Source organism: Streptomyces griseoluteus, assembly GCF_004784465.1.
Lineage (GTDB): Bacteria > Actinomycetota > Actinomycetes > Streptomycetales > Streptomycetaceae > Streptomyces > Streptomyces griseoluteus.
Window position 1 is genome coordinate 376,690 of record NZ_SRRU01000002.1, and the last position, 19,091, is coordinate 395,780.

General features: G+C 73.0%; 20 protein-coding genes, 1 pseudogene and 1 riboswitch. Of the genes and pseudogenes, 11 read left to right on the top strand and 10 right to left on the bottom strand.

The window, feature by feature from the left end:
- Nucleotides 1-585 carry a hypothetical protein gene (locus E5082_RS07175; protein ID WP_135790425.1) on the bottom strand — a complete coding sequence of 195 codons (585 nt, stop codon included), beginning with the start codon at nucleotides 583-585 and terminating at the stop codon, nucleotides 1-3.
- Complete coding sequence (locus E5082_RS07180) at nucleotides 578-1,357, bottom strand: alpha/beta hydrolase (protein ID WP_135790426.1); 780 nt, start codon at nucleotides 1,355-1,357, stop codon at nucleotides 578-580. The genes E5082_RS07175 and E5082_RS07180 overlap by 8 nt, the downstream gene beginning before the upstream one ends.
- Before the next feature lie 160 nt (nucleotides 1,358-1,517).
- Here E5082_RS07180 and E5082_RS07185 point away from each other — a divergent pair, with 160 nt between their 5' ends.
- From E5082_RS07185 to E5082_RS07200, 4 genes are all read left to right on the top strand, one after another.
- Nucleotides 1,518-2,255 (top strand): lysophospholipid acyltransferase family protein, encoded by a 738-nt coding sequence (locus E5082_RS07185; RefSeq protein WP_135790710.1) that lies wholly within the window; start codon nucleotides 1,518-1,520, stop codon nucleotides 2,253-2,255.
- Nucleotides 2,256-2,285: 30 nt separating this feature from the next.
- Nucleotides 2,286-3,479, top strand: coding sequence for a MacS family sensor histidine kinase (gene macS / locus E5082_RS07190; protein WP_135790427.1), 1,194 nt, complete (start codon nucleotides 2,286-2,288; stop codon nucleotides 3,477-3,479).
- Nucleotides 3,476-4,150, top strand: coding sequence for a response regulator (locus tag E5082_RS07195; protein ID WP_135790428.1), 675 nt, complete (start codon nucleotides 3,476-3,478; stop codon nucleotides 4,148-4,150). Before macS ends, E5082_RS07195 begins: the two co-directional genes overlap by 4 nt.
- Before the next feature lie 88 nt (nucleotides 4,151-4,238).
- Nucleotides 4,239-5,267: a 6-phosphofructokinase gene (locus tag E5082_RS07200; RefSeq protein ID WP_135790711.1), complete on the top strand. Its 1,029-nt coding sequence runs from the start codon at nucleotides 4,239-4,241 to the stop codon at nucleotides 5,265-5,267.
- Between the two features lie 6 nt (nucleotides 5,268-5,273).
- Here the strand turns inward: E5082_RS07200 and E5082_RS07205 are convergent, their stop codons facing one another.
- The gene (locus E5082_RS07205; RefSeq protein WP_135790429.1) at nucleotides 5,274-7,199 is read right to left on the bottom strand and encodes an anthranilate synthase family protein; all 1,926 of its coding nucleotides are present in this window, start codon (nucleotides 7,197-7,199) and stop codon (nucleotides 5,274-5,276) included.
- Nucleotides 7,200-7,326: 127 nt separating this feature from the next.
- Nucleotides 7,327-7,383 carry a trp operon leader peptide gene (locus E5082_RS33660; protein WP_350881435.1) on the bottom strand — a complete coding sequence of 19 codons (57 nt, stop codon included), beginning with the start codon at nucleotides 7,381-7,383 and terminating at the stop codon, nucleotides 7,327-7,329.
- Between the two features lie 122 nt (nucleotides 7,384-7,505).
- Between E5082_RS33660 and E5082_RS07215 the strand changes: the two genes are divergently transcribed.
- Both E5082_RS07215 and E5082_RS07220 read left to right on the top strand, forming a co-directional pair.
- Complete coding sequence (locus tag E5082_RS07215; protein WP_135790431.1) at nucleotides 7,506-8,861, top strand: class II 3-deoxy-7-phosphoheptulonate synthase; 1,356 nt, start codon at nucleotides 7,506-7,508, stop codon at nucleotides 8,859-8,861.
- Between the two features lie 154 nt (nucleotides 8,862-9,015).
- Nucleotides 9,016-9,264 (top strand): (2Fe-2S)-binding protein, encoded by a 249-nt coding sequence (locus E5082_RS07220; protein ID WP_086691731.1) that lies wholly within the window; start codon nucleotides 9,016-9,018, stop codon nucleotides 9,262-9,264.
- A 9-nt stretch (nucleotides 9,265-9,273) separates the two neighbouring features.
- On the opposite strand, the gene bfr is transcribed toward E5082_RS07220, so the two are convergent.
- Nucleotides 9,274-9,765: a bacterioferritin gene (bfr, locus tag E5082_RS07225; RefSeq protein WP_135790432.1), complete on the bottom strand. Its 492-nt coding sequence runs from the start codon at nucleotides 9,763-9,765 to the stop codon at nucleotides 9,274-9,276.
- A 153-nt stretch (nucleotides 9,766-9,918) separates the two neighbouring features.
- Here bfr and E5082_RS07230 point away from each other — a divergent pair, with 153 nt between their 5' ends.
- Nucleotides 9,919-10,551: a sulfite oxidase-like oxidoreductase gene (locus tag E5082_RS07230; protein WP_135790433.1), complete on the top strand. Its 633-nt coding sequence runs from the start codon at nucleotides 9,919-9,921 to the stop codon at nucleotides 10,549-10,551.
- A gap of 174 nt (nucleotides 10,552-10,725) precedes the next feature.
- Here the strand turns inward: E5082_RS07230 and E5082_RS07240 are convergent, their stop codons facing one another.
- The 5 genes and pseudogenes from E5082_RS07240 to thiO form a co-directional block, all read right to left on the bottom strand.
- Nucleotides 10,726-11,628: a deoxyribonuclease IV gene (locus tag E5082_RS07240; protein ID WP_135790434.1), complete on the bottom strand. Its 903-nt coding sequence runs from the start codon at nucleotides 11,626-11,628 to the stop codon at nucleotides 10,726-10,728.
- Nucleotides 11,629-11,685: 57 nt separating this feature from the next.
- On the bottom strand, nucleotides 11,686-13,623 hold the full coding sequence (gene pknB, locus E5082_RS07245; protein ID WP_135790435.1) for a Stk1 family PASTA domain-containing Ser/Thr kinase: 1,938 nt from the start codon (nucleotides 13,621-13,623) through the stop codon (nucleotides 11,686-11,688).
- Nucleotides 13,624-13,714: 91 nt separating this feature from the next.
- Nucleotides 13,715-14,506: pseudogene (locus E5082_RS07250) on the bottom strand (thiazole synthase); the annotation flags it as partial.
- A gap of 2 nt (nucleotides 14,507-14,508) precedes the next feature.
- Nucleotides 14,509-14,709: a sulfur carrier protein ThiS gene (gene thiS / locus E5082_RS07255; protein ID WP_135790437.1), complete on the bottom strand. Its 201-nt coding sequence runs from the start codon at nucleotides 14,707-14,709 to the stop codon at nucleotides 14,509-14,511.
- Nucleotides 14,706-15,890: a glycine oxidase ThiO gene (thiO, locus tag E5082_RS07260; protein ID WP_135790438.1), complete on the bottom strand. Its 1,185-nt coding sequence runs from the start codon at nucleotides 15,888-15,890 to the stop codon at nucleotides 14,706-14,708. Before thiO ends, thiS begins: the two co-directional genes overlap by 4 nt.
- Nucleotides 15,887-15,999: riboswitch (TPP riboswitch) on the bottom strand. (Overlaps the previous gene by 4 nt.)
- A 53-nt stretch (nucleotides 16,000-16,052) precedes the next feature.
- On the opposite strand from thiO, the gene E5082_RS07265 reads away from it, so the two are divergent.
- The 4 genes from E5082_RS07265 (at nucleotide 16,053) to thiE (ending at nucleotide 19,053) form a co-directional block, all read left to right on the top strand.
- The gene (locus tag E5082_RS07265) at nucleotides 16,053-16,403 is read left to right on the top strand and encodes an avidin-fold protein (protein ID WP_135790439.1); all 351 of its coding nucleotides are present in this window, start codon (nucleotides 16,053-16,055) and stop codon (nucleotides 16,401-16,403) included.
- Between the two features lie 300 nt (nucleotides 16,404-16,703).
- The gene (locus E5082_RS07270) at nucleotides 16,704-17,891 is read left to right on the top strand and encodes an NAD(P)/FAD-dependent oxidoreductase (RefSeq protein ID WP_135790712.1); all 1,188 of its coding nucleotides are present in this window, start codon (nucleotides 16,704-16,706) and stop codon (nucleotides 17,889-17,891) included.
- A gap of 65 nt (nucleotides 17,892-17,956) precedes the next feature.
- Nucleotides 17,957-18,322: an Rv2175c family DNA-binding protein gene (locus E5082_RS07275; protein WP_135790440.1), complete on the top strand. Its 366-nt coding sequence runs from the start codon at nucleotides 17,957-17,959 to the stop codon at nucleotides 18,320-18,322.
- Between the two features lie 83 nt (nucleotides 18,323-18,405).
- Nucleotides 18,406-19,053, top strand: coding sequence for a thiamine phosphate synthase (thiE, locus tag E5082_RS07280; protein ID WP_135790441.1), 648 nt, complete (start codon nucleotides 18,406-18,408; stop codon nucleotides 19,051-19,053).
- Nucleotides 19,054-19,091 lie beyond the last annotated feature (38 nt).

Genomic DNA, 19,091 nt, shown 5'->3' on the forward strand with positions numbered 1-19,091 from the left:
TCAGACGACGGCCCCCCGGCCGGGGTCGTCGTCGCCGTCGTCGTCCGTACGCATCCGCGTCACCAGGGTGACGAAGCCGCCGAGGAAGCCGCCGATGGCGAGCGTCGTCAGCCACCAGGTCATCTCCCAGCCCAGCAGCACGGCGAGCAGCAGCAGAATCGGCCCGCCGACCACCCCGAGCCAGGCGAACTTGGCGGTGGTGTCGGCGACGGGCAGCGGGGGCGGCTCGGGCGGTACGAAGTGCCCCTCGCCGTCGTCATCGTCGTCGCCGGAGTCCCCGGCGTCGTCGGAGGGTTCGGCCGGGGTGTGGTCGCGCGGGCCGACACCGGGCGCGAAGGTGACCGAGCTGCCCAGCGGGCGTACCGGCGCGGGCTTCTCGGCGGTGCCCTCCTCGTCCGTCTCCGGCTCCGGGTCCTTCTCCAGCAGCGCGAGGTCCTCGATGGAGCGGAAGGGCTTGGAGCCGGGCGGGTCCGGCGGCTCGTCGCCGTACCCCGCGACGATGGCCCGCCAGGCGGCGTCCTCGTCGAAGGGCGTGCCGTGCTCGTCCGGCTCGCGGCCCTCGCGGTCGGAGTCGTGCTCAGCCAACGGGGGCCGTCCCTTCCTTGCCGACACGGGGAGCGAGCCGGTCGATGAAGGCGAGGCTCTCCTCGACGATCCGGTCCGCGTCATGGTCCAACGTCGCCACGTGGTAGCTCTGTTCCAGCACGCTCTCGGTTACGTCCGTGGAGGACACCCGGCTCAGCACCCGCGCCGAATCGGCCGCCGGGACCACGTGGTCCACCGCGCTGCGCATCAGCAGCAACGGCTGCGTGACCTGCGGCAGCTCACCGTCCAGCACGCGCAGGAAGCGGCGCAGGGAGTGGGCCGCGTGCAGCGGGACCCGGTCGTAGCCCAGCTCGGTGGTGGCGCCCTTGGCGATGTCGCTGGCGATGCCCTTGGTGGAGGGCACCAGGTGGCGGACCACGGGCAGGGCGTGGGCGGCGAGTCCGTGCACCCGGTTCGCCGGGTTGACGACGACCACTCCGGCGACGCGCTCACCGTGCCTGGCGGCCAGCCGCAGCGCCAGCGCGCCACCCATGGACAGTCCCGCGACGAACACCCGCTCGCAGCGCTCGGAGAGCTGCCACAGCTCACGGTCGACGTGCGCGTACCAGTCCTCCCAGCCGGTGGCCCGCAGGTCCTCCCAGCGGGTGCCGTGACCGGGCAGCAGGGGCAGCGACACCGACAGGCCGCGCGCGGCGAGGTGCTCCGCCCAGGGGCGCAGCGACTGGGGCGAGCCGGTGAAACCGTGGCAGAGGAGAACCCCCACCTCCCCGCCGTCGTGGCGGTACGGCTCGGCTCCGGGAAGGACCGGCACCTTTGGGGCTCCTGTTCCGGTATGTGGATCTCTGGGGAGTGCGGTACGGGTGGATGTGCTTCACCGTACGCGACCGCGTCGCCACCGACCAGGGTCGTCGGCGCCATCGGCGGCGGTCCGGGTTAAGGTCTGTGCGACGGAAACGGGAGGCACGCGGGTGTTGTACGGCACGATGAAGGTTGCCATCGGAGGGCCGCTGAAGGTCGCCTTCAGACCCTGGGTCGAGGGGCTGGAGAACATCCCGGCCGAGGGGCCCGCCATTCTGGCGAGCAATCACCTGTCCTTCTCGGACTCGTTCTTCCTGCCCACGATGCTGGACCGCAAGGTCACCTTCATCGCCAAGGCCGAGTACTTCACCACCCCCGGACTCAAGGGGCGGCTGACGGCCGCCTTCTTCAAGGGCGTCGGGCAGCTCCCCGTCGACCGCTCCGGCGCGCGCGGTGCGGGCGAGGCCGCGATCAAGAGCGGCATAGAGGTGCTGGAACGCGGTGAGCTGTTCGGCATCTACCCCGAGGGGACCCGCTCGCCCGACGGCCGTCTCTACCGGGGCAAGCCCGGCGGTCTGGCCCGCGTGGCGCTGGCCACCGGCGCACCGGTGATCCCGGTGGCGATGATCGACACCGAGAAGATCCAGCCGCCCGGCAAGGTGATGCCCAAGCTGATGCGTCCCGGCATCCGGATCGGCAAGCCGCTGGACTTCAGCCGCTACCACGGCATGGAACACGACCGGTTCGTGCTGCGGGCGGTGACGGACGAGGTCATGTACGAGATCATGAAGCTCTCCGGCCAGGAGTACGTCGACATCTACGCGACCGCCGCCAAGCGGCAGATCGCGGAGGCGGCGAAGGCGGCGAAGGAGGCCGGCAAGGCCGAGAAGGCGGAGAAGACCGGGGCCTAGCGACCCGGCTCGGGGGAGGCGGGGGGCGCCATGGCCAGGGGCGAACAGGTCATGCGGATGTCGGTCGAGCTGCCGCTGTGGCGCGCGCTCACCGGCTACCGCGTCCTGACCATGCTGTACGCGATCGGTCTGGGCGCCACCGCCTACACCCACTTCGTCCGCCCGTGGCTGGCCCTCGCCTACTACGCGCTGCTGGTGCTCTGGACGCTCGCCACCGTGACCCGGGTGACCAGCGCGGCCCGCTGCACCCGGTGGTTCCTCGCGGCCGACCTGGCGGTGGCGGTCCTCGGCATCCTGCTCACCCCGCTCGCCGACGACCCGCACCGGATCGCGGGCGGCGGCCCCACCCTGCCCTCGATATGGACGGCAGGCGCGGTGCTGGCCTTCGCCCTCAAGGGCGGCTGGCGATGGGCGGCCGCCGCCTCCACGGCGGTCGCCGTGGCCAACCTGGTCGAGCGGGGCGCCCCGGCGCGGGACACCGTGCACAACGTGATCCTGGTCTGGGTCGCCGCCATCGCCATCGGCTACGTGGTCGAGGTGGCCCGCGCCTCCGAGCGCACCCTCGCCCGCGCCCTGGAGATCGAGGCCGCCACCCGCGAACGGGAGCGCCTGGCCCGCGACATCCACGACAGCGTGCTCCAGGTACTGGCCATGGTCCAGCGGCGCGGCGCGGTCATCGGCGGCGAGGCGGCCGAGCTGGGCCGGCTCGCCGGGGACCAGGAGATCGCCCTGCGCACCCTGGTCTCCGGCGGCCTGCTCCCCACCAGCCGCACCCCCGCCGACCCGGCCCGGGCCGACACCGGCCCGCTCGACCTGCGCTCCCTGCTCGCCCCGTACGCCGGGTCCCGGGTGAGCCTCGCCGAACCGGGCGCGCCGGTCACGCTGGAGGCGACGGCGGCGCGGGAGCTGGCGGCCGCCGTCGGGGCCGCGCTGGACAACGTGCGGCGGCACGCGGGCGACGAGGCCCGCGCCTGGATCCTGGTCGAGGACGAGCCCGACGGGATCATCGTCACCGTCCGCGACGACGGCCCCGGCATCCCCGAGGGCCGGCTCGCGCTGGCCGAGGGCGAGGGCAGGCTCGGGGTGGCCCAGTCGATCCGGGGGCGGCTGCGCGACCTCGGCGGCAGCGCCGAGGTGATCTCCGTGCCCGGCCAGGGCACCGAGGTCGAGTTGAAGGTACCGAAGAGCGCCTCGGTGGCGCGGGGGAAGGCGGAACGGCGATGACCGAGCAGGACCCGATCAAGGTGATGGTGGTCGACGACCACCCCATGTGGCGCGACGCGGTCGCCCGCGACCTGGCCGAGTCCGGGCTGCACGTGGTCGCCACCGCCGGCGACGGCGAGCAGGCGGTGCGGCGGGCCAAGGCCGCCGCCCCCGACGTGCTGGTGCTCGACCTCAATCTGCCCGCCAAGCCCGGTGTGCAGGTCTGCAAGGAACTCATCGCCCACAACCCGGCCCTGCGCGTCCTGGTGCTCTCCGCCAGCGGCGAGCACGCCGACGTGCTGGAGGCCGTGAAGTCGGGCGCCACCGGCTATCTGCTGAAGTCGGCGTCGACCGGCGAACTGCTGGACGCGGTACGCCGTACCGCCGTCGGCGACCCGGTGTTCACCCCCGGCCTCGCCGGACTGGTCCTCGGCGAGTACCGGCGGCTGGCCGCCGAGCCCGCGCCGGCGCCCGAGGCGGGAGCGCCGGGCGCGCCCCGGCTCACCGAGCGGGAGACCGAGGTGCTCCGCCTGGTCGCCAAGGGCCTGAGCTACAAGCAGATCGCGGAACGCCTGGTCATCTCGCACCGCACGGTCCAGAACCACGTCCAGAACACCCTCGGCAAGCTCCAGCTCCACAACCGGGTGGAACTGGTGCGGTACGCGATCGAGTGGGGCCTGGACGACGACTGATTCACCGGTTTCGCCCTTCCCACCTCGTTCTGTGACCTGTATCACCATTACCGTGGCTGAGTCGGTCATCGCGGCGAAGGGACGGACCATGCGCGTGGGAGTGCTGACCGGGGGCGGCGACTGCCCGGGCCTGAACGCCGTCATCCGGGCCATAGTCCGCAAGGGGGTCCAGGAGTACGGCTACGACTTCACCGGCTTCCGGGACGGCTGGCGCGGCCCCCTCGAAGGCCGGACCGTCCCGCTCGACATCCCCGCCGTGCGGGGCATCCTCCCGCGCGGCGGCACCATCCTCGGCTCCTCGCGCACCAACCCGCTCCAGGCCGAGGACGGGGTGCGCCGGGTCCGGGAGAACCTCGCCGGGCAGGACATCGACGCGCTGATCGCCATCGGCGGCGAGGACACCCTCGGTGTCGCCGCCACCCTGTACGAGGAGCACGGCCTGCCCTGTGTGGGCGTGCCCAAGACCATCGACAACGACCTCTCCGGCACCGACTTCACCTTCGGCTTCGACACCGCCGTCAACATCGCCACCGAGGCCATCGACCGGCTGCACACCACCGCCGAGTCCCACATGCGGGTGCTGGTCTGCGAGGTGATGGGCCGGCACGCGGGCTGGATCGCCCTCCACTCCGGGCTCGCCGGCGGCGCCAACGTCATCCTCATCCCCGAGCACCGCTTCGACCTGGACGAGGTGTGCGGCTGGATCACCTCCCGCTTCGAGGCGGCGTACGCCCCGATCGTGGTCGTCGCGGAGGGGGCGATGCCGAGGGAGGGCGAGATGGTGCTCAAGGACGAGTCGCACGACTCCTTCGGGCACGTCCGGCTGTCCGGGGTGGGGGAGTGGCTGGCCAAGCAGATCGAGCGGCGCACCGGCAAGGAGGCCCGCACCACCGTGCTCGGGCACGTCCAGCGCGGCGGCACCCCGAGCGCCTTCGACCGCTGGCTCGCCACCCGCTTCGGGCTGCACGCCATCGACTGCGTCCACGAGGGTGACTTCGGCAAGATGGTCGCCCTCCAGGGCACCCGCATCGTGCGCATCCCGATCTCCGAGGCGACCGCCCGGCTGAAGACGGTCGACCCGGAGCTGTACGCGGAGGCCGGGGTGTTCTTCGGCTGACCCCCGCTACGAGCCGGTGCGTGCCGTCAGCAGCCCGGAGACCAACTCCCGCACCAGATCCGCACCGTTGACGGTCAGCACCGACTCCGGGTGGAACTGCACCGACGCGAACCGGCCGGCGCGCAGCGCGTGCACCTCGCCGTCCGGCGTACGGCTCACCTCCACGCCGTGCGCGCCGAGTTCACGCGCGGCGTCGTCGTCGCAGCGGGCCGTGAAGCTGTTGTAGAAGCCGACCGTCTCCGGCCGTCCGAACAGGTCGATCACCGTCTGCGCCCCCTGGTACGGCACCCGCTTGCGGACGATGTCGAGCCCCAGCTCCGCGGCGATCAGCTCGTGCCCCAGGCACACCCCGAGCACCCCGTGCCGGTGCTCGCGCAGCACGGTCGCCGTCAGCTCGCGCAGCCGACGCATCTTCGGGTCGGCCGCGTCCGAGGGGTCACCGGGGCCGGGCCCGAGCACCACCGGACCCTCGTGCGCCCGCACCGCCTCCGCGAGCCCCGGCTCGTCGAAGCGCCGTACGGTCACCTCCAGGCCGCCGGAGCGCAGGACGTGGGCGAGCATCGCGGTGAAGGTGTCCTCGCCGTCGACCACCAGCGCGTGCGCGCCCAGCGGGGCGGCCGGCTCCCGCATCCGCAGCCAGAACGGCGCCAGCGCCGAGCGGCGCCCGTCCAGCGCGGCCCGCACCCGCGGGTCGTCCGCCAGCCGGGGCCGCTCCCGCTCGGTGCGCGGCCGGGCGGGCCGTACCCCGAGCGCGGCCAGCACGCCCGCCGCCTTCGCGTGGGTCTCGGCCACCTCGCCGGCCGGGTCCGAGCCGCGCACCAGGGTCGCGCCGACCGGCACGCTCAGCCGGCCGTCGGCGGCGATGTCGGCGGTACGGATCAGGATGGGGGAGTCCAGGGTGCGGGCGCCCCCGGCGTCCCGACCGAGCAGGGCGAGCGCGCCCGCGTAGTAGCCGCGCCCGGTGGGTTCGTACCGCTCGATGACCCGGCAGGCGTTCTGCACCGGCGAGCCGGTGACGGTCGCGGCGAACATGGTCTCGCGCAGCACGTCCCGGACGTCCAGCGAGGTCTTGCCGCGCAGCTCGTACTCGGTGTGCGCGAGGTGGGCCATCTCCTTCAGCCGGGGGCCGACCACCACCCCGCCCCGGTCGCCGACGGTGCACATCATCTTCAGTTCCTCGTCGACGACCATGGACAGCTCCTCGGTCTCCTTGGCGTCGGCGAGGAAGTCCAGCAGGTGCTCCGGGGTCGGCCCCTCGGGGGGATAGCGGTACGTCCCGCTGATCGGGTTCATCACCACGGTGCCGCCGGACATCCGCACATGGACCTCGGGGCTCGCCCCGACCAGCGTGCGCCCACCCGTCACCCGCCCCCGCCCTTCCGGGGAAGGCCCTCCGGGCCCGTCCTGATTTCCGGTGTGCACCACGAACGTCCAGTACGCGCCCCGCTCGCCCGCCAGCAGCCGCCGGAACAGCGCGAGCGCGTCGGCCCGGGAGAAGCCGGGGATCTCGCCCCGGTAGGTCCGCCGGATCACGAAGTTGGCGCCCTCGCCCCGCCCGATCTCCTCGCGCAGCACCCGGCCGACGATCTCCCCGTACTCCGCGTCGGGCACGTCGAACCCGCCGTCCTCGACCCGCACCGGATGCGCGGGCAGGGTCTCCAGCGCCCGCTCGAGCGGCACCTCGTACGACTCCTCGGGGTGGAGCACCAGCAGCGGGGTGCCGTCGTCGCGGACGTCGAAGCCGCGCTCGCGGATCTGCCGGAACGGGATCAGTGCCAGGCCCTCGTCGGGCAGCTCGGCCAGCTCCTCGTGGGCGGTGACCGGGCCGAGCAGTACCTCCACCGAGGAGGTGTCCCGGCCGGGGGTGCGGCGGTGCAGCAGGGCGAAGGGGCGGCTGCCGTCGGCGAGACGGGCCAGGTCGGGCTGGGTCATGGGGGTCCTCTTGCGTCGGGCGGTCCGGAAGCGGGGACGACGGACGCCGGTCGATGGGACGACCCCGGGAAACACCGAAGGCCGCCCCTCGGGCGGCCTTCGCGGAAGTCTCGGTAGTGCGCGCGAATCAGTGGGCCGCCGGAAAAGCGGTCCACCACCAGTTCTGGATCGACTGCGCGAACATGGCGCCGACCCTACCGCATCGGCCCGGCCCGGCGCGGGGAAAGGCGTCCACGGAGCAGTCACCCCGTCTCACCTTTCGAGCGGGGCGGGGAGCACCGGTTGCGACCCCGTAATGTTGAGAGGGTGACCGTGAACGCTGATTCCCGAGCCGTGGCCGCCGAGGCGACCTGGCGAGACCTGCCCGCGGCGCAGCAGCCCGAATACCCGGATACCGAGGCTCTGCGCGAAGTGATCGCGGAGCTGTCGACCTATCCGCCCCTCGTCTTCGCGGGCGAGTGCGACCAGTTGCGCGCCCGCCTGGCGGCCGTCGCCAAGGGCGAGGCGTTCCTGCTCCAGGGCGGCGACTGCGCCGAGTCCTTCGACGGAGTGAGTGCCGAGCACATCCGGGCCAAGGTCAAGACGATCCTGCAGATGGGCGCCGTGCTGACGTACGCCGCGTCCGTCCCGGTGGTCAAGGTCGGCCGGATCGCGGGCCAGTACTCCAAGCCGCGCTCCAAGCCCACCGAGACCCGTGACGGCGTGACCCTGCCGGTGTACCGGGGCGACTCCGTCAACGGCTTCGACTTCACCGAGAAGAGCCGCTACCCGGACCCCGAGCGGCTGAAGCGGATGTACCACGCCTCCGCCTCCACGCTGAACCTGGTCCGCGCCTTCACCACGGGTGGCTACGCCGACCTGCGCCAGGTGCACGCCTGGAACCAGGACTTCGTGAAGTCCTCGCCCTCCGGCCAGCGTTACGAGCAGCTGGCCCGCGAGATCGACCAGGCGCTGAACTTCATGCGGGCCTGCGGCGCGGAGCCGGAGGAGTTCAAGACCGTCGAGTTCTACTCCTCGCACGAGGCGCTGCTGCTGGACTACGAGTCGGCGCTGACCCGCGTGGACTCCCGCACCGGCAAGCTGTACGACGTCTCCGGCCACATGGTGTGGATCGGTGAGCGCACCCGGCAGATGGACGGCGCGCACATCGAGTTCGCGTCCAAGATCCGCAACCCGATCGGCATCAAGCTCGGCCCGACCACCACGGCCGAGGACGCGCTGCGCTACATCGACCGTCTCGACCCCGACCGGGAGCCGGGCCGGCTGACGTTCATCGTCCGCATGGGCGCCGACAAGATCCGCGACCGGCTGCCCGAGCTGGTGGAGAAGGTCACGGCGTCCGGTGCCACGGTGGCCTGGGTGACCGACCCGATGCACGGCAACACCTTCGAGGCGGCCTCCGGGCACAAGACCCGCCGCTTCGACGACGTGCTGGACGAGGTCAAGGGCTTCTTCGAGGTCCACAAGGGCCTGGGCACCCACCCCGGCGGCATCCACGTGGAGCTGACAGGCGACGACGTGACCGAGTGCGTGGGCGGCGGCGACGAGATCTTCGTCGACGACCTGCACCAGCGCTACGAGACGGCCTGCGACCCCCGGCTCAACCGCAGCCAGTCGCTGGATCTCGCCTTCCTGGTCGCGGAGATGTACCGGGACCAGTGAGTCCGCGGCGGCACGAAGCGTGAAGTGGGGCGCGGATCACACGAGATCCGCGCCCTCGCGCTTCCCCGGCCCCCGATGCCTGGGTTAGGTTAGGTTTGCCTCACCGAGATCCGGCGACGGCAGCGATCGGCGGTCCCGTCGGGAGGTGAACCTGGTGTTCGTCTGCAGTTGCTTCGGCATCACCGAGCAGCAGGTCAAGCAGCACGCCGCGGACGGCGCCTGCACCCCGCGCCAGATCGCCTCCGCCTGCAAGGCCGGCACCGACTGCGGTGGCTGTGTCCGCCGCATCCAGGCCCTCCTGGGCCGGGGCGCCTGCCCGCGCCGCGAGCAGATCGCCGAGCGTCCGCCGGTGCTCGTCACCGCAGCCGAGGCACCCGTACGCCGCCTCGGTGACGCCGCCTGAGGGTTGGGCTCAGCCCTCGGTGTCCGGCTGGACCTGCTCGATCACCGTGGACAGGTAGAGCGACTCGCCCAGCTTCTCGATCAGGTCGAGCTGGGTCTCCAGGTAGTCGATGTGCAGCTCCTCGTCGGCGAGAATCGTCTCGAAGACGTTGGCCGAGGTGATGTCACCCTTGGCCCGCATGATCTCCACGCCCCGGCGCAGCCGGTCGATGGCCTCGACCTCGATCCGCCGGTCGGCCCGGAACATCTCGGTCACCGTCTGGCCGACCGAGACATGGAAGAGCCGCTGGTAGTTGGGCAGGCCGTCCAGCATCAGGATGCGGTCGGTCAGGGACTCCGCGTGCCGCATCTCGTCGAAGGACTCGGCCCTGGTGTACCGGGCGAGCTTCGTCCACCCCTTGTGGTCCTGGAGCTTGGCGTGCAGGAAGTACTGGTTGATCGCGGTCAGCTCGGCGGTGAGCTGTTCGTTGAGCAGCTCGATGACCTCGGGGTCGCCTGACATCGGGGTGGGCTCCTTCCGGACATTCCTGGCAGATCCTGCCGCATGATTCCATCGGGGTCCCGAACCGTCCAGTAAGCGCACACTTAGTGGATAATGCCGGAAATGTCCCTGTGCTGGTCGGATGCACCCCGCCGGGTCTGTCAGGATGGAGACATGGGTCATCCGGTGGAACGCGCGTCTGGAACGGGGGCAGCGCCAGATCTTCCGCCGGGGCAGCGGCTCCAGCGCGGCTGGCCGGTCACGCACTACGGGCCCGTGCCCAAGTTCCGCCCCGAGCGCTGGGACTTCCGGGTCTTCGGCGCCACCGCCGACGGCGAGAAGCGGTCCTGGACCCACGAGGAGTTCACCGCCCTGCCGTACGCCACCGTCGTGGCCGACCTGCACTGCGTGACGAAGTTCAGCATGCTCGGCGCGGAGTGGGGCGGAGTGCCCGCCCGCGCGATCCTCGACCTCGTCCCGCCCGCGCCCGAGGTCACCCATGTGATGGTGTGGGCCGAGTACGGCTTCAGCGCCAACCTGCGGCTGGCCGACTTCGCCGACGAGCGCGCCATCTTCGCCATCCACAAGGACGGCGAACTCCTCACCGCCGAGCACGGTTTCCCGGCCCGCCTGGTCGTCCCGCACCTGTACGCCTGGAAGGGCCCCAAGTGGGTCCGGGGCGTGGAGTACATGACCGCCGACCGCCGGGGCTTCTGGGAGCAGCGCGGGTACCACAACGTGGGCGACCCCTGGAAGGAACAGCGCTACTCCTACCAGGAGGAGCCGGGCGACGGTCCGGAGCTGTAGCTCCGGGTGGCTCTAGGGTCTTTCGTTTGGATCAGGCCGGATCAGGGAGCGGGGTCTGGTGCCGTGCATCGCAAGGCGGAGGAGGGCGACATGGCGGAGCCATGGCAACCGACGACAACGCCGCGAGGCGCGGTGCCAGACCCCGCGAGCCCGGCAAGATCCAAACGAGAGGCCCTAGTCGTCCCTGAGGCGCTTCAGCCGGGCCACGTCCGCCGCGTGGCCCTCCTTGCCGCCGGGGGTCTCGATGATCAGGGGGACGCCCGCCGTGGCCGGGTGAGCCATCAGGGCGCGGAACGGCTCCTCGCCGATGTGTCCGGAGCCAATGTTCTCGTGGCGGTCCTTGTGTGCGCCGGCCACATCCTTGGAGTCGTTGGCGTGAATCAGCTTCAGCCGTCCCTCGCCCACGGTCTCCACCAGCAGATCGAGGGTCTGCCGCATCCCGTCCGGGCCGGTCAGGTCGTGCCCGGCGGCGTAGATGTGGCAGGTGTCGAGGCAGACGCCGAGCTTGGGGTGGGCGTCCAGCGCCTCGAAGTATGGGCCGAAGTCCCAGGTCCGCGAGCACAGCGAGGAACCCTGCCCGGCCGTCGACTCCAGCAGCAGGAACGGGTCGTCGTCGTGGGTCAGCTCGTCCAGCAGCGGCAGCAGATGTTCGCGCACCTGCTTCAGGGCCACCTCACGCAGGCGCCCGCCGGTCGCGCTGCCGGTGTGCACCACCACACCGAGCGCCCCGATGTCCCGCCCGCGCCGCAGGGAGTGCCGCAGCGACTCCACCGACCGCTCCACCGTCGCCTCGGTGTGCGAGCCGAAGTTGATCAGATAGGGCGCGTGCACGTACGCCGGTATCGACTCCGCCGCGCAGGCCGCCCGGAAGGCCTCGTCCTGGGCCGGGTTACCGGCCGGGGTGGCCCAGCCGCGCGGGTTGGCCACGAAGACCTGCACGGTCTCCGCCTTCAGCTCGCGGGCGTACGGAAGTCCCGTCGAGTGCAGCCCGCCGGCCACCGGCACATGGGCGCCGACGGGGTTGCGGAGGGCACCGGGGACGGTGAGGGGAACTGCGGGGGACGGCTGGAGTGTCACCCGTTCAGGGTGTCACGCCGTCCCGTGCGCCCGGACCGGCGGCCGCGGTGAGACCGGTCACCGGATGGTGATCGTGACCTCCGAGCCCTTGGGCGCCTTGTCGCCGCCCGCCACCGACTGCTTCTTCACGGTGTCGCCGAACAGCCCCAGCAGCCCGCGGTCCTCGCGCACCTGGAACCCGGCCGCCTCCAGCTTCTGGTGGGCGTCGTCCACGTTCGAACCGACCACGTCCGGCACCTTCACCATCTCGGGGCCCTTGGACAGCGTCAGCGTCACCGTGTCGCCCTCGGCACCCTGCGCGCCGGGTTGCGGCGACTGGGAGACGACCTGGCCCTTGTCGTAGTCGGAGTTGACGCGCTCCGTGGCGATCTTCACCTTGAGCCCGGCGTCGGTCAGGTCCTGGCGCGCGGTTTCCGCGTCCTCGCCGCTGACGTCCGGGATGTCGACGGGGACGCCCTTGCTGACGACCAGCGCGATCGCCGAACCGGCGTGCCGCTCGGTGCCCGCCTCCGGCGTCGTGCGGATCACCGAGCCCCGCTCGGCCTCGTCGCTGAACTCGCGGGTGACCATGCCCGGCTCCAGACCGGCCGCCTTCAGCCGCTCCCTCGCCCGCTCCAGCGGTTGCCCCGCCACCCGGGGCACCGGGACGGTACGCGGGCCCAGCGAGATCGTGAGACCCACCGAGGCGTGGCCCCGTACGCGGGACCCGGCCGTGGGGTCGGTGCTGATGACCGTGCCCCGGTCCACCGTGTCGCTGTAGGCGCGCTTCACACCGCCCACCTCGAGCCCGGCCGCCTTCAGCCGCTGCTCGGCCTGGTCCTGGGTGCGCGACAGCACCGGCGGCACCTTGGTGAACTGGCCCGAGTTGATGTACCAGACCCCGCCGCCGACGCCGAGGACCACCAGCACGGCCGCCAGCAGCGTCAGCAGCCCGCGCCGGGGCCGCCGGGACCGTCCGGCGCCGCGCCGGGCGGGCGGGGGCTCGATGTCGGTCGTGTGCAGCACGCTCGTGACGTCGCGGCCGTCCTCGCCGTCCCCGTCGACCGGGAGCGGCCGGACCGTCATGGCGCGCGGCAGCACGCTCGTCCGGTCGCCCGCGTTGTCATGGGCGCCGGAGAGGGCCTGCGGGGGCAGCGCGTCGAGCTGCTCCTCGTTGAGTGTGCCGCGCACCCGCAGCACCTCGCCGAGCAGCGCGGCCGCGTCCGCCGGGCGCAGGGCCGGGGTGCGGGCGGTGGCGGCGGCCACCAGACCGTCCAGCTCGGGGGCCAGGCCCGGCGCCAGCGCCGAGGGCGGGGGCACGTCGTCGTTCAGGTGCTTGTAGATGACCTGGGCGGGGGAGTCCCCGGAGTGCGGCTTGGCGCCGGTCAGCATCTCGTAGAGCACGACACCGCAGGCGTACACGTCCACGCGCGGGTCGGCGGTGCCCTGCTCGATCTGCTCCGGAGCCAGGTAGGAGACGGTGCCGAGGACCGAGCCGGTGGTGCTGGTGACCGTGTCGACCGCGCGCACCAGACCGAAGTCGGCGACCTTGACCCGGCCGTCGTCCCCGATCAGCACGTTCTCCGGCTTCATGTCCCGGTGCACGAACCCGGCCCGGTGCGCGGCGCCCAGCGCGGCGAGCACCGGCTCCACGATGTCCAGGGCCGCCCTCGGCCGCAGCGCGCCCCGCTCGCGCAGCACGTCACGCAGGGTGCACCCGGCGACGTACTCCATCGCGAGGTAGACGTAACCCCTGTCGGTGCCCTGGTCGAAGACCTGCACCACATTGGGGTGGGACAGCCGGGCCACCGACTTGGCCTCGCGGATGAACCGGTCCACGAAGGCGCCGTCGGCGGCCAGCGCCGGATGCATCACCTTGAGCGCCAGGACCCGGTCCAGCCGGATGTCCAGGGCCCGGTACACGGTGGCCATCCCGCCGACGGCGATCCGCGCCTCGACGCGATAGCGGCCGTCGAGCACCTGGCCGAGGAGGGGGTCCGAGAGGGTCGTATCCACGCGGGCGAGTCTACGAGGGGTGCGCGGAGGTGGCTCCCGCTGCGCCGTCCGGGTGAGCGGCTGCAGCAGAGCTGTGACCGTTCCGCGAGGTGAACGCCGGGCGCTCGGGGTCGAGGTCCGCGCGCCCCTCGGCGGGGGAGGACGCCCGCGCGAAATGGCGGCGCGGGATGCGTCCGGCCAGCCTCGCCAGGTGCCCGGCGTGGACGGCGTACCGCATGGCGGAGGCCATCGTCTCGGGGTCCTGCGCACGGGTGACGGCCGAGGCGAGCATCACACCGGCGCACCCCAGCTCCATCGCCAGCGCCACGTCGGAGGCCGTACCGGCACCGGCGTCCAGGATCACCGGGACGTACGACTGCTCGATGATCAGCTCGAAGTTGTGCGGGTTGCGGATGCCGAGCCCGGAGCCGATCGGGGAGCCCAGCGGCATCACGGCCGCGCACCCCACGTCCTGCAGTCTGCGGGCCAGCACCGGGTCGTCGTTGGTGTACGGCAGCACGGTGAAGCCGTCGTCCACCAGCGTCTCGGCCGCCTCCAGCGTCTCCACCGGGTCCGGCAGCAGGGTCCGCTCGTCGGCCACCACCTCCAGCTTCACCAGATCCGTGCCGAGCGCCTCGCGGGCCAGCCGGGCGGTCAGCACCGCCTCCCCGGCGGTGAAGCAGCCCGCGGTGTTGGGCAGGACGCGGATGCCGAGCTTCTCCAGCACCGACAGCACCGAGCCGTGCGCGCCGGGGTCGACCCGGCGCATCGCCACCGTGGTCAGCTCGGTGCCGGACGCGATCAGCGAGCGCTCCAGCACGTCCAGGCTGGGGGCGCCGCCGGTGCCCATGATCAGCCGGGAGTCCAGGGCCAGGTCGCCGAGGACCAGGGGATCGGTGGTCATGCTCAGCCTCCCTGCACGGCGGTGAGAACCTCGACCCGGTCGCCCTCGGCGAGGCCGGTCTCGGCCCACCTGGTGCGCGGGACCACGGTCTCGTTGACGGCGGCGGCCACCCCGGAGGGCGCCGGGGTGAGGACGCGTACGACGGCGTCCAGAGCGGTGCCGGGCGCCACCTCGCGGTGCTCGCCGTTGACGGAGATGTTCATACGGAGCGCTCCAGAGTGGGGGAGGGGGCGGCGAAGCGGCGCGGCGAGAACGGGCGGGCCACCTCGGGCAGGCCCGCGCCGCACAGCACGTCGGCCATGACGTCCCCGGTGACGGGCGTGAGCAGCACGCCGTTGCGGTGGTGCCCGGTGGCCAGCAGCAGGCCGTCCAGGCCCGAGGGGCCGAGCAGCGGGGCGTTGTCGGGGGAGCCGGGGCGCAGCCCGGCCAGGGTCTCGGTGAGGGGCAGCTCGGTGATGCCGGGCACCAGCTCATGGGCGTCGCGCAGCAGCTCGTACACCCCGCCCGCGGTGACCGTGGTGTCGTACCCCAGCTCCTCGGTGGTCGCGCCGATCACCAGCTCGCCGTTCTCGCGCGGCACCAGGTACACCGGCCCGCCGCGCACCACGGCCCGCACGGTACGGCTGAGGAACGGCCGGTACCGGGGCGGCACGGTCAGCCGCAGCACCTGTCCCTTCACCGGGCGCACCGGTGGTACGAGCGCCTCGGGCACCCCCTGAAGCCGCCCGCTCAGGCTGCCGCCCGCCAGCACCACCTGACCGGCGGCCAGGGAGGTGCCGTCCGCCGTGGTGATCCCGGTGGCCCGGTCCCCGGCGGTGTCGAGCCGTGCGGCCCACGTGCGGTGGAAGGCCACCCCGGCCCGCTCGCAGGCGGCGAGCAGCGCGGCCGCCAGCCGCCGGGGGTCGATCTGGTGGTCCCCGTCGGCCCGCAGCCCGCCCCGCACACCGGGCGCCAGCATCGGTTCCAGCCGTCGGCACTCCCGCCCGGACAGCCACTGGGAGTCCAGCCCGCACCGGAGCTGCAGCTCGTGCACCTCGCGGAGCTGGGCCCGGTCGTCGGTGTCGAAGGCGACGGCCAGCGTGCCCGAGCGGCGGTAGCCCAGGTCGTGGCCGGTGGCCTCGGCCAGCTCGGCGGCGAACTCGGGATAGCGGCGCGCGGAGGCCAGATTGAGCGCGAGCAGCCCCTCCTCGCCGTGGTGCAGCTCGGTGACCGCGGCGAGCATCCCGGCCGCGACCCGGGCGGCCCCGCCGCCGGGACCGGGGTCCACCACGGCGGCGGTGAGCCCCCGCCCGGCCGCGCGCCAGGCGGTGACCAGGCCGATGATCCCGCCCCCGACGACGAGGACGTCCCGAGCACCGGGTCGTTCGGACGTACGTGACGGCATGGGCGTCCCGCCCCTCCCTTCGCCGGCATGACCCGGATCAGGTTCGTACGGTCGGAGGCCGCCAGCCTCCCTCTCAGCCCGGTGCGTCCGGGCTCCCGCGAGTGCAGTTACGGTGGTCAGCCTAGCCGCCCGCCCAGTTCACCCGTAAGGGAGCCCTCGCCCATGCCCCGCTCGCTCGACGGACTCACCCTCGCCCCCGTGACGGACCAGGCACCGGGCCAGGTGGGCACCGGAACCCGGTTCGCGTACCACGAGAGCGAGGGGCGGATATGGGCCGAGTACGCGGGCGGGGACATCGTGCGCGGCCACCTCGTCGGCACCCGCGCCGGGGACCGCTTGGACTTCCGCTACGTCCAGCTCCGGCACGACGGCACCACCGCCTCCGGGCACTGCGTCTCCACCGTGGTCGAGCTGCCCGACGGCCGCGTCCGGCTGGAGGAGGAGTGGGAGTGGGAATCCGGGCCGGGCGCGGGCACCAGCGTGGTGGAAGAGGTCGGTGCCGCCGCGCACTGACTGACGGTGGGTCAGGTGTCTTAGGGGGTGTCGTCTGGATCAGTTCGACGACGTGGGGTCTGGCACGCACATCTGCCGCGTTGTCGTCACTCCCCGACTCCCCCACGCTCGGCTGCGCTCGCGCGGGGGCACCCCCATCGCGTCGACTCCCTCCTCCGCCTCGCAGCTGCACGCACCAGACCCCGCTCGGGTCGGCCAGGAGGCGCCGCATCCATCCGCCGACCTCATCCAGACGACACCCCCTAAGGTGGCGATGTGAGCGAGCAGAGATCTTCGGCGGGCCAGGCACAGGAACGGCGCGTGGTCGTCGTCGGGGCGGGGATGGCCGGGGTGCAGACCGCCGTCGCCCTGCGCGAACAGGGTTTCACCGGGCCCGTCACCCTGATCGGCGCCGAACCGCACCAGCCGTACGACCGGCCCCCGCTGTCCAAGGCCATCCTGCTGGGCACCGCCGACGGCTCCGCCTTCGACGTGGACTTCGCCTCGCTCGGCATCGACCTCCGGCTCGGCTGCGAGGCGCTCGGCGTCCGCCCCGCCGACCGCGAGGTGGACACCACCGCCGGGCCCGTCCCGTACGACGTGCTGGTCCTCGCCACCGGCGCCGAACCCGTCCGGCTGCCCGGCACGGACCAGACGCCCGGCGTGCACCTGCTGCGCACCCTGGACGACGCCGAGCGGCTGCGCCCGGTGCTGGCCGCGCAGCACGACGTGGTGGTCGTCGGCGCGGGCTGGATCGGCGCCGAGTTCGCCACCGCCGCCCGGGAGGCGGGCTGCGCGGTGACCGTCGTCGAGGCCGCCGACCGCCCGCTGGCAGGCGCCCTGCCCGCCGAGGTCGCCGCCCCGATGACCGCCTGGTACGCCGACGCCGGCGTCACCCTGCGCACCGGCGCCCGGGTGGCGGCCGTCGAGCCCGGGGCGGTCGTGCTGGACGACGGCGCCCGGCTGCCCTCCGGCGCCGTCGTGGTCGGCATCGGCGCCCACCCCGCCACCGGCTGGCTGGCCGGCTCCGGCATCGCCCTCGGCCCGCACGGCGAGGTGCTGGCCGACGACCGGCTGCACACCTCCGCCGAGGACGTGTACGCGGTCGGCGACTGCACCTCCTTCCCCTCGGCCCGCTACGCCGAGCGGCTCCTCGTCCACCACTGGGACAACGCCCTCCAGGGCCCCCGTACGGTCGCCGCCGACATCCTGGGCGAGGAGGCGGCGCCCTACGACCCGGTGCCGTACTTCTGGTCCGAGCAGTTCGGGCGGTTCGTGCAGTACGCGGGCCACCACGCGGCCGCCGACCGCACGGTGTGGCGCGGCGACCCGGCCGACCCCGCCTGGACCGTGTGCTGGCTGCGCGAGGGGCGTCTGGTGGCCCTGCTGGCGGTGGGCCGCCCGCGCGACCTGGCCCAGGGCAGACGGCTGATCGAGGCGGGCCGGCTGATGGACGCCGAGGCTCTGCGGGACCCCGCCCTCCCGCTGAAGCAGGCCGTCGCCGGGTAGGCCGGGTGCCCCGTGCGGAGTGGCCCGACTACCGGCTGTCGGTGGGGGATGGCAGGCTAGATGTCGTGACCGAGATTGACACCAAGACCGACGCTCTTGTCCCCGCCTGGCTCACCCTCCCCGACATCGCCGAAATGCTCGACGTCGAGGTGACGCGTGTACGGCAGTTGGTCAAGGAGGGCCAGCTCATCGCCGTACGCCGCGGTGAGAACCGCGCGCTGCACGTCCCCGCCGCCTTCATCGACGAGGACAAGGTCGTCAAGGGCCTCACCGGCACCCTGACGCTCCTGCGGGACAACGGTTTCACGGTGGAAGAGATGATCGAATGGCTCTTCACCCCGGACCCCTCCCTGCCCGGCACCCCCGCGCAGGCCCTCAGTGAGAACCGCGGCACGGAGGTGAAGCGCCGGGCCCAGGCGCTGGCCGTCTGACCCGCCGCGCCCCAGGGCGGCGCCCCGTCGGCGCCGCCCGCACGCAGCACGACCCGCACACCGAACACCGGGGGACCCACCGCATGTCCGACACCGCCCGCGCCCGCCTCGCCGACGCCCGGCTCTACCTCTGCACGGACGCCCGCAGGGAGCAGGGCGACCTCGCCGAGTTCCTGGACGCGGTCCTGGCCGGCGGTGTCGACATCGTCCAGCTGCGGGACAAGGGCATGGAGGCCGCCGAGGAGCTGGCCCACCTGGAGGTGTTCGCCGACGCCTGCGCCCGGCACGGCAAGCTGCTCGCGGTCAACGACCGGGCCGACGTGGCCCACGCCGCCGGAGCCGACGTGCTCCACCTCGGTCAGGGCGACCTCCCGGTGCCCGCCGCCCGCGCGATCCTCGGCGACCGGGTCCTGGTCGGCCGCTCCACCCACTCGGAGGCGGAGGCCGCCGCGGCCGCCGTCCAGGACGGCGTGGACTACTTCTGCACCGGCCCCTGCTGGCCCACCCCCACCAAGCCGGGCCGCCACGCACCCGGCCTCGACCTGGTCCGGTACACCGCGGGCCTGAAGACCGAGCGCCCCTGGTTCGCCATCGGCGGCATCGACCGCACCAACCTGGACGAGGTGCTCGACGCGGGCGCCCGCCGGGTGGTCGTGGTCCGCGCGCTCACAAAGGCGGACGATCCGGGCGCGGCGGCGGCCGAGTTCGCCAAGCGGCTGCGGGAAATCTGAGCGGAGCCGTCCCAAGGGATGGACAAAGGCCCGGCAAT

Excerpts from the sequence above, each read along its gene's own strand:
- macS (WP_135790427.1), top strand. The coding sequence starts at position 2,286 with ATGGCCAGGGGCGAACAGGTCATGCGGATGTCGGTCGAGCTGCCGCTG.
- E5082_RS07195 (WP_135790428.1), top strand. The coding sequence starts at position 3,476 with ATGACCGAGCAGGACCCGATCAAGGTGATGGTGGTCGACGACCACCCC.
- E5082_RS07200 (WP_135790711.1), top strand. The coding sequence starts at position 4,239 with ATGCGCGTGGGAGTGCTGACCGGGGGCGGCGACTGCCCGGGCCTGAAC.
- E5082_RS07205 (WP_135790429.1), bottom strand. The coding sequence starts at position 7,199 with ATGACCCAGCCCGACCTGGCCCGTCTCGCCGACGGCAGCCGCCCCTTC.
- bfr (WP_135790432.1), bottom strand. The coding sequence starts at position 9,765 with ATGTCAGGCGACCCCGAGGTCATCGAGCTGCTCAACGAACAGCTCACC.
- E5082_RS07230 (WP_135790433.1), top strand. The coding sequence starts at position 9,919 with ATGGGTCATCCGGTGGAACGCGCGTCTGGAACGGGGGCAGCGCCAGAT.
- thiS (WP_135790437.1), bottom strand. The coding sequence starts at position 14,709 with ATGAACATCTCCGTCAACGGCGAGCACCGCGAGGTGGCGCCCGGCACC.
- thiO (WP_135790438.1), bottom strand. The coding sequence starts at position 15,890 with ATGCCGTCACGTACGTCCGAACGACCCGGTGCTCGGGACGTCCTCGTC.
- E5082_RS07265 (WP_135790439.1), top strand. The coding sequence starts at position 16,053 with ATGCCCCGCTCGCTCGACGGACTCACCCTCGCCCCCGTGACGGACCAG.
- thiE (WP_135790441.1), top strand. The coding sequence starts at position 18,406 with ATGTCCGACACCGCCCGCGCCCGCCTCGCCGACGCCCGGCTCTACCTC.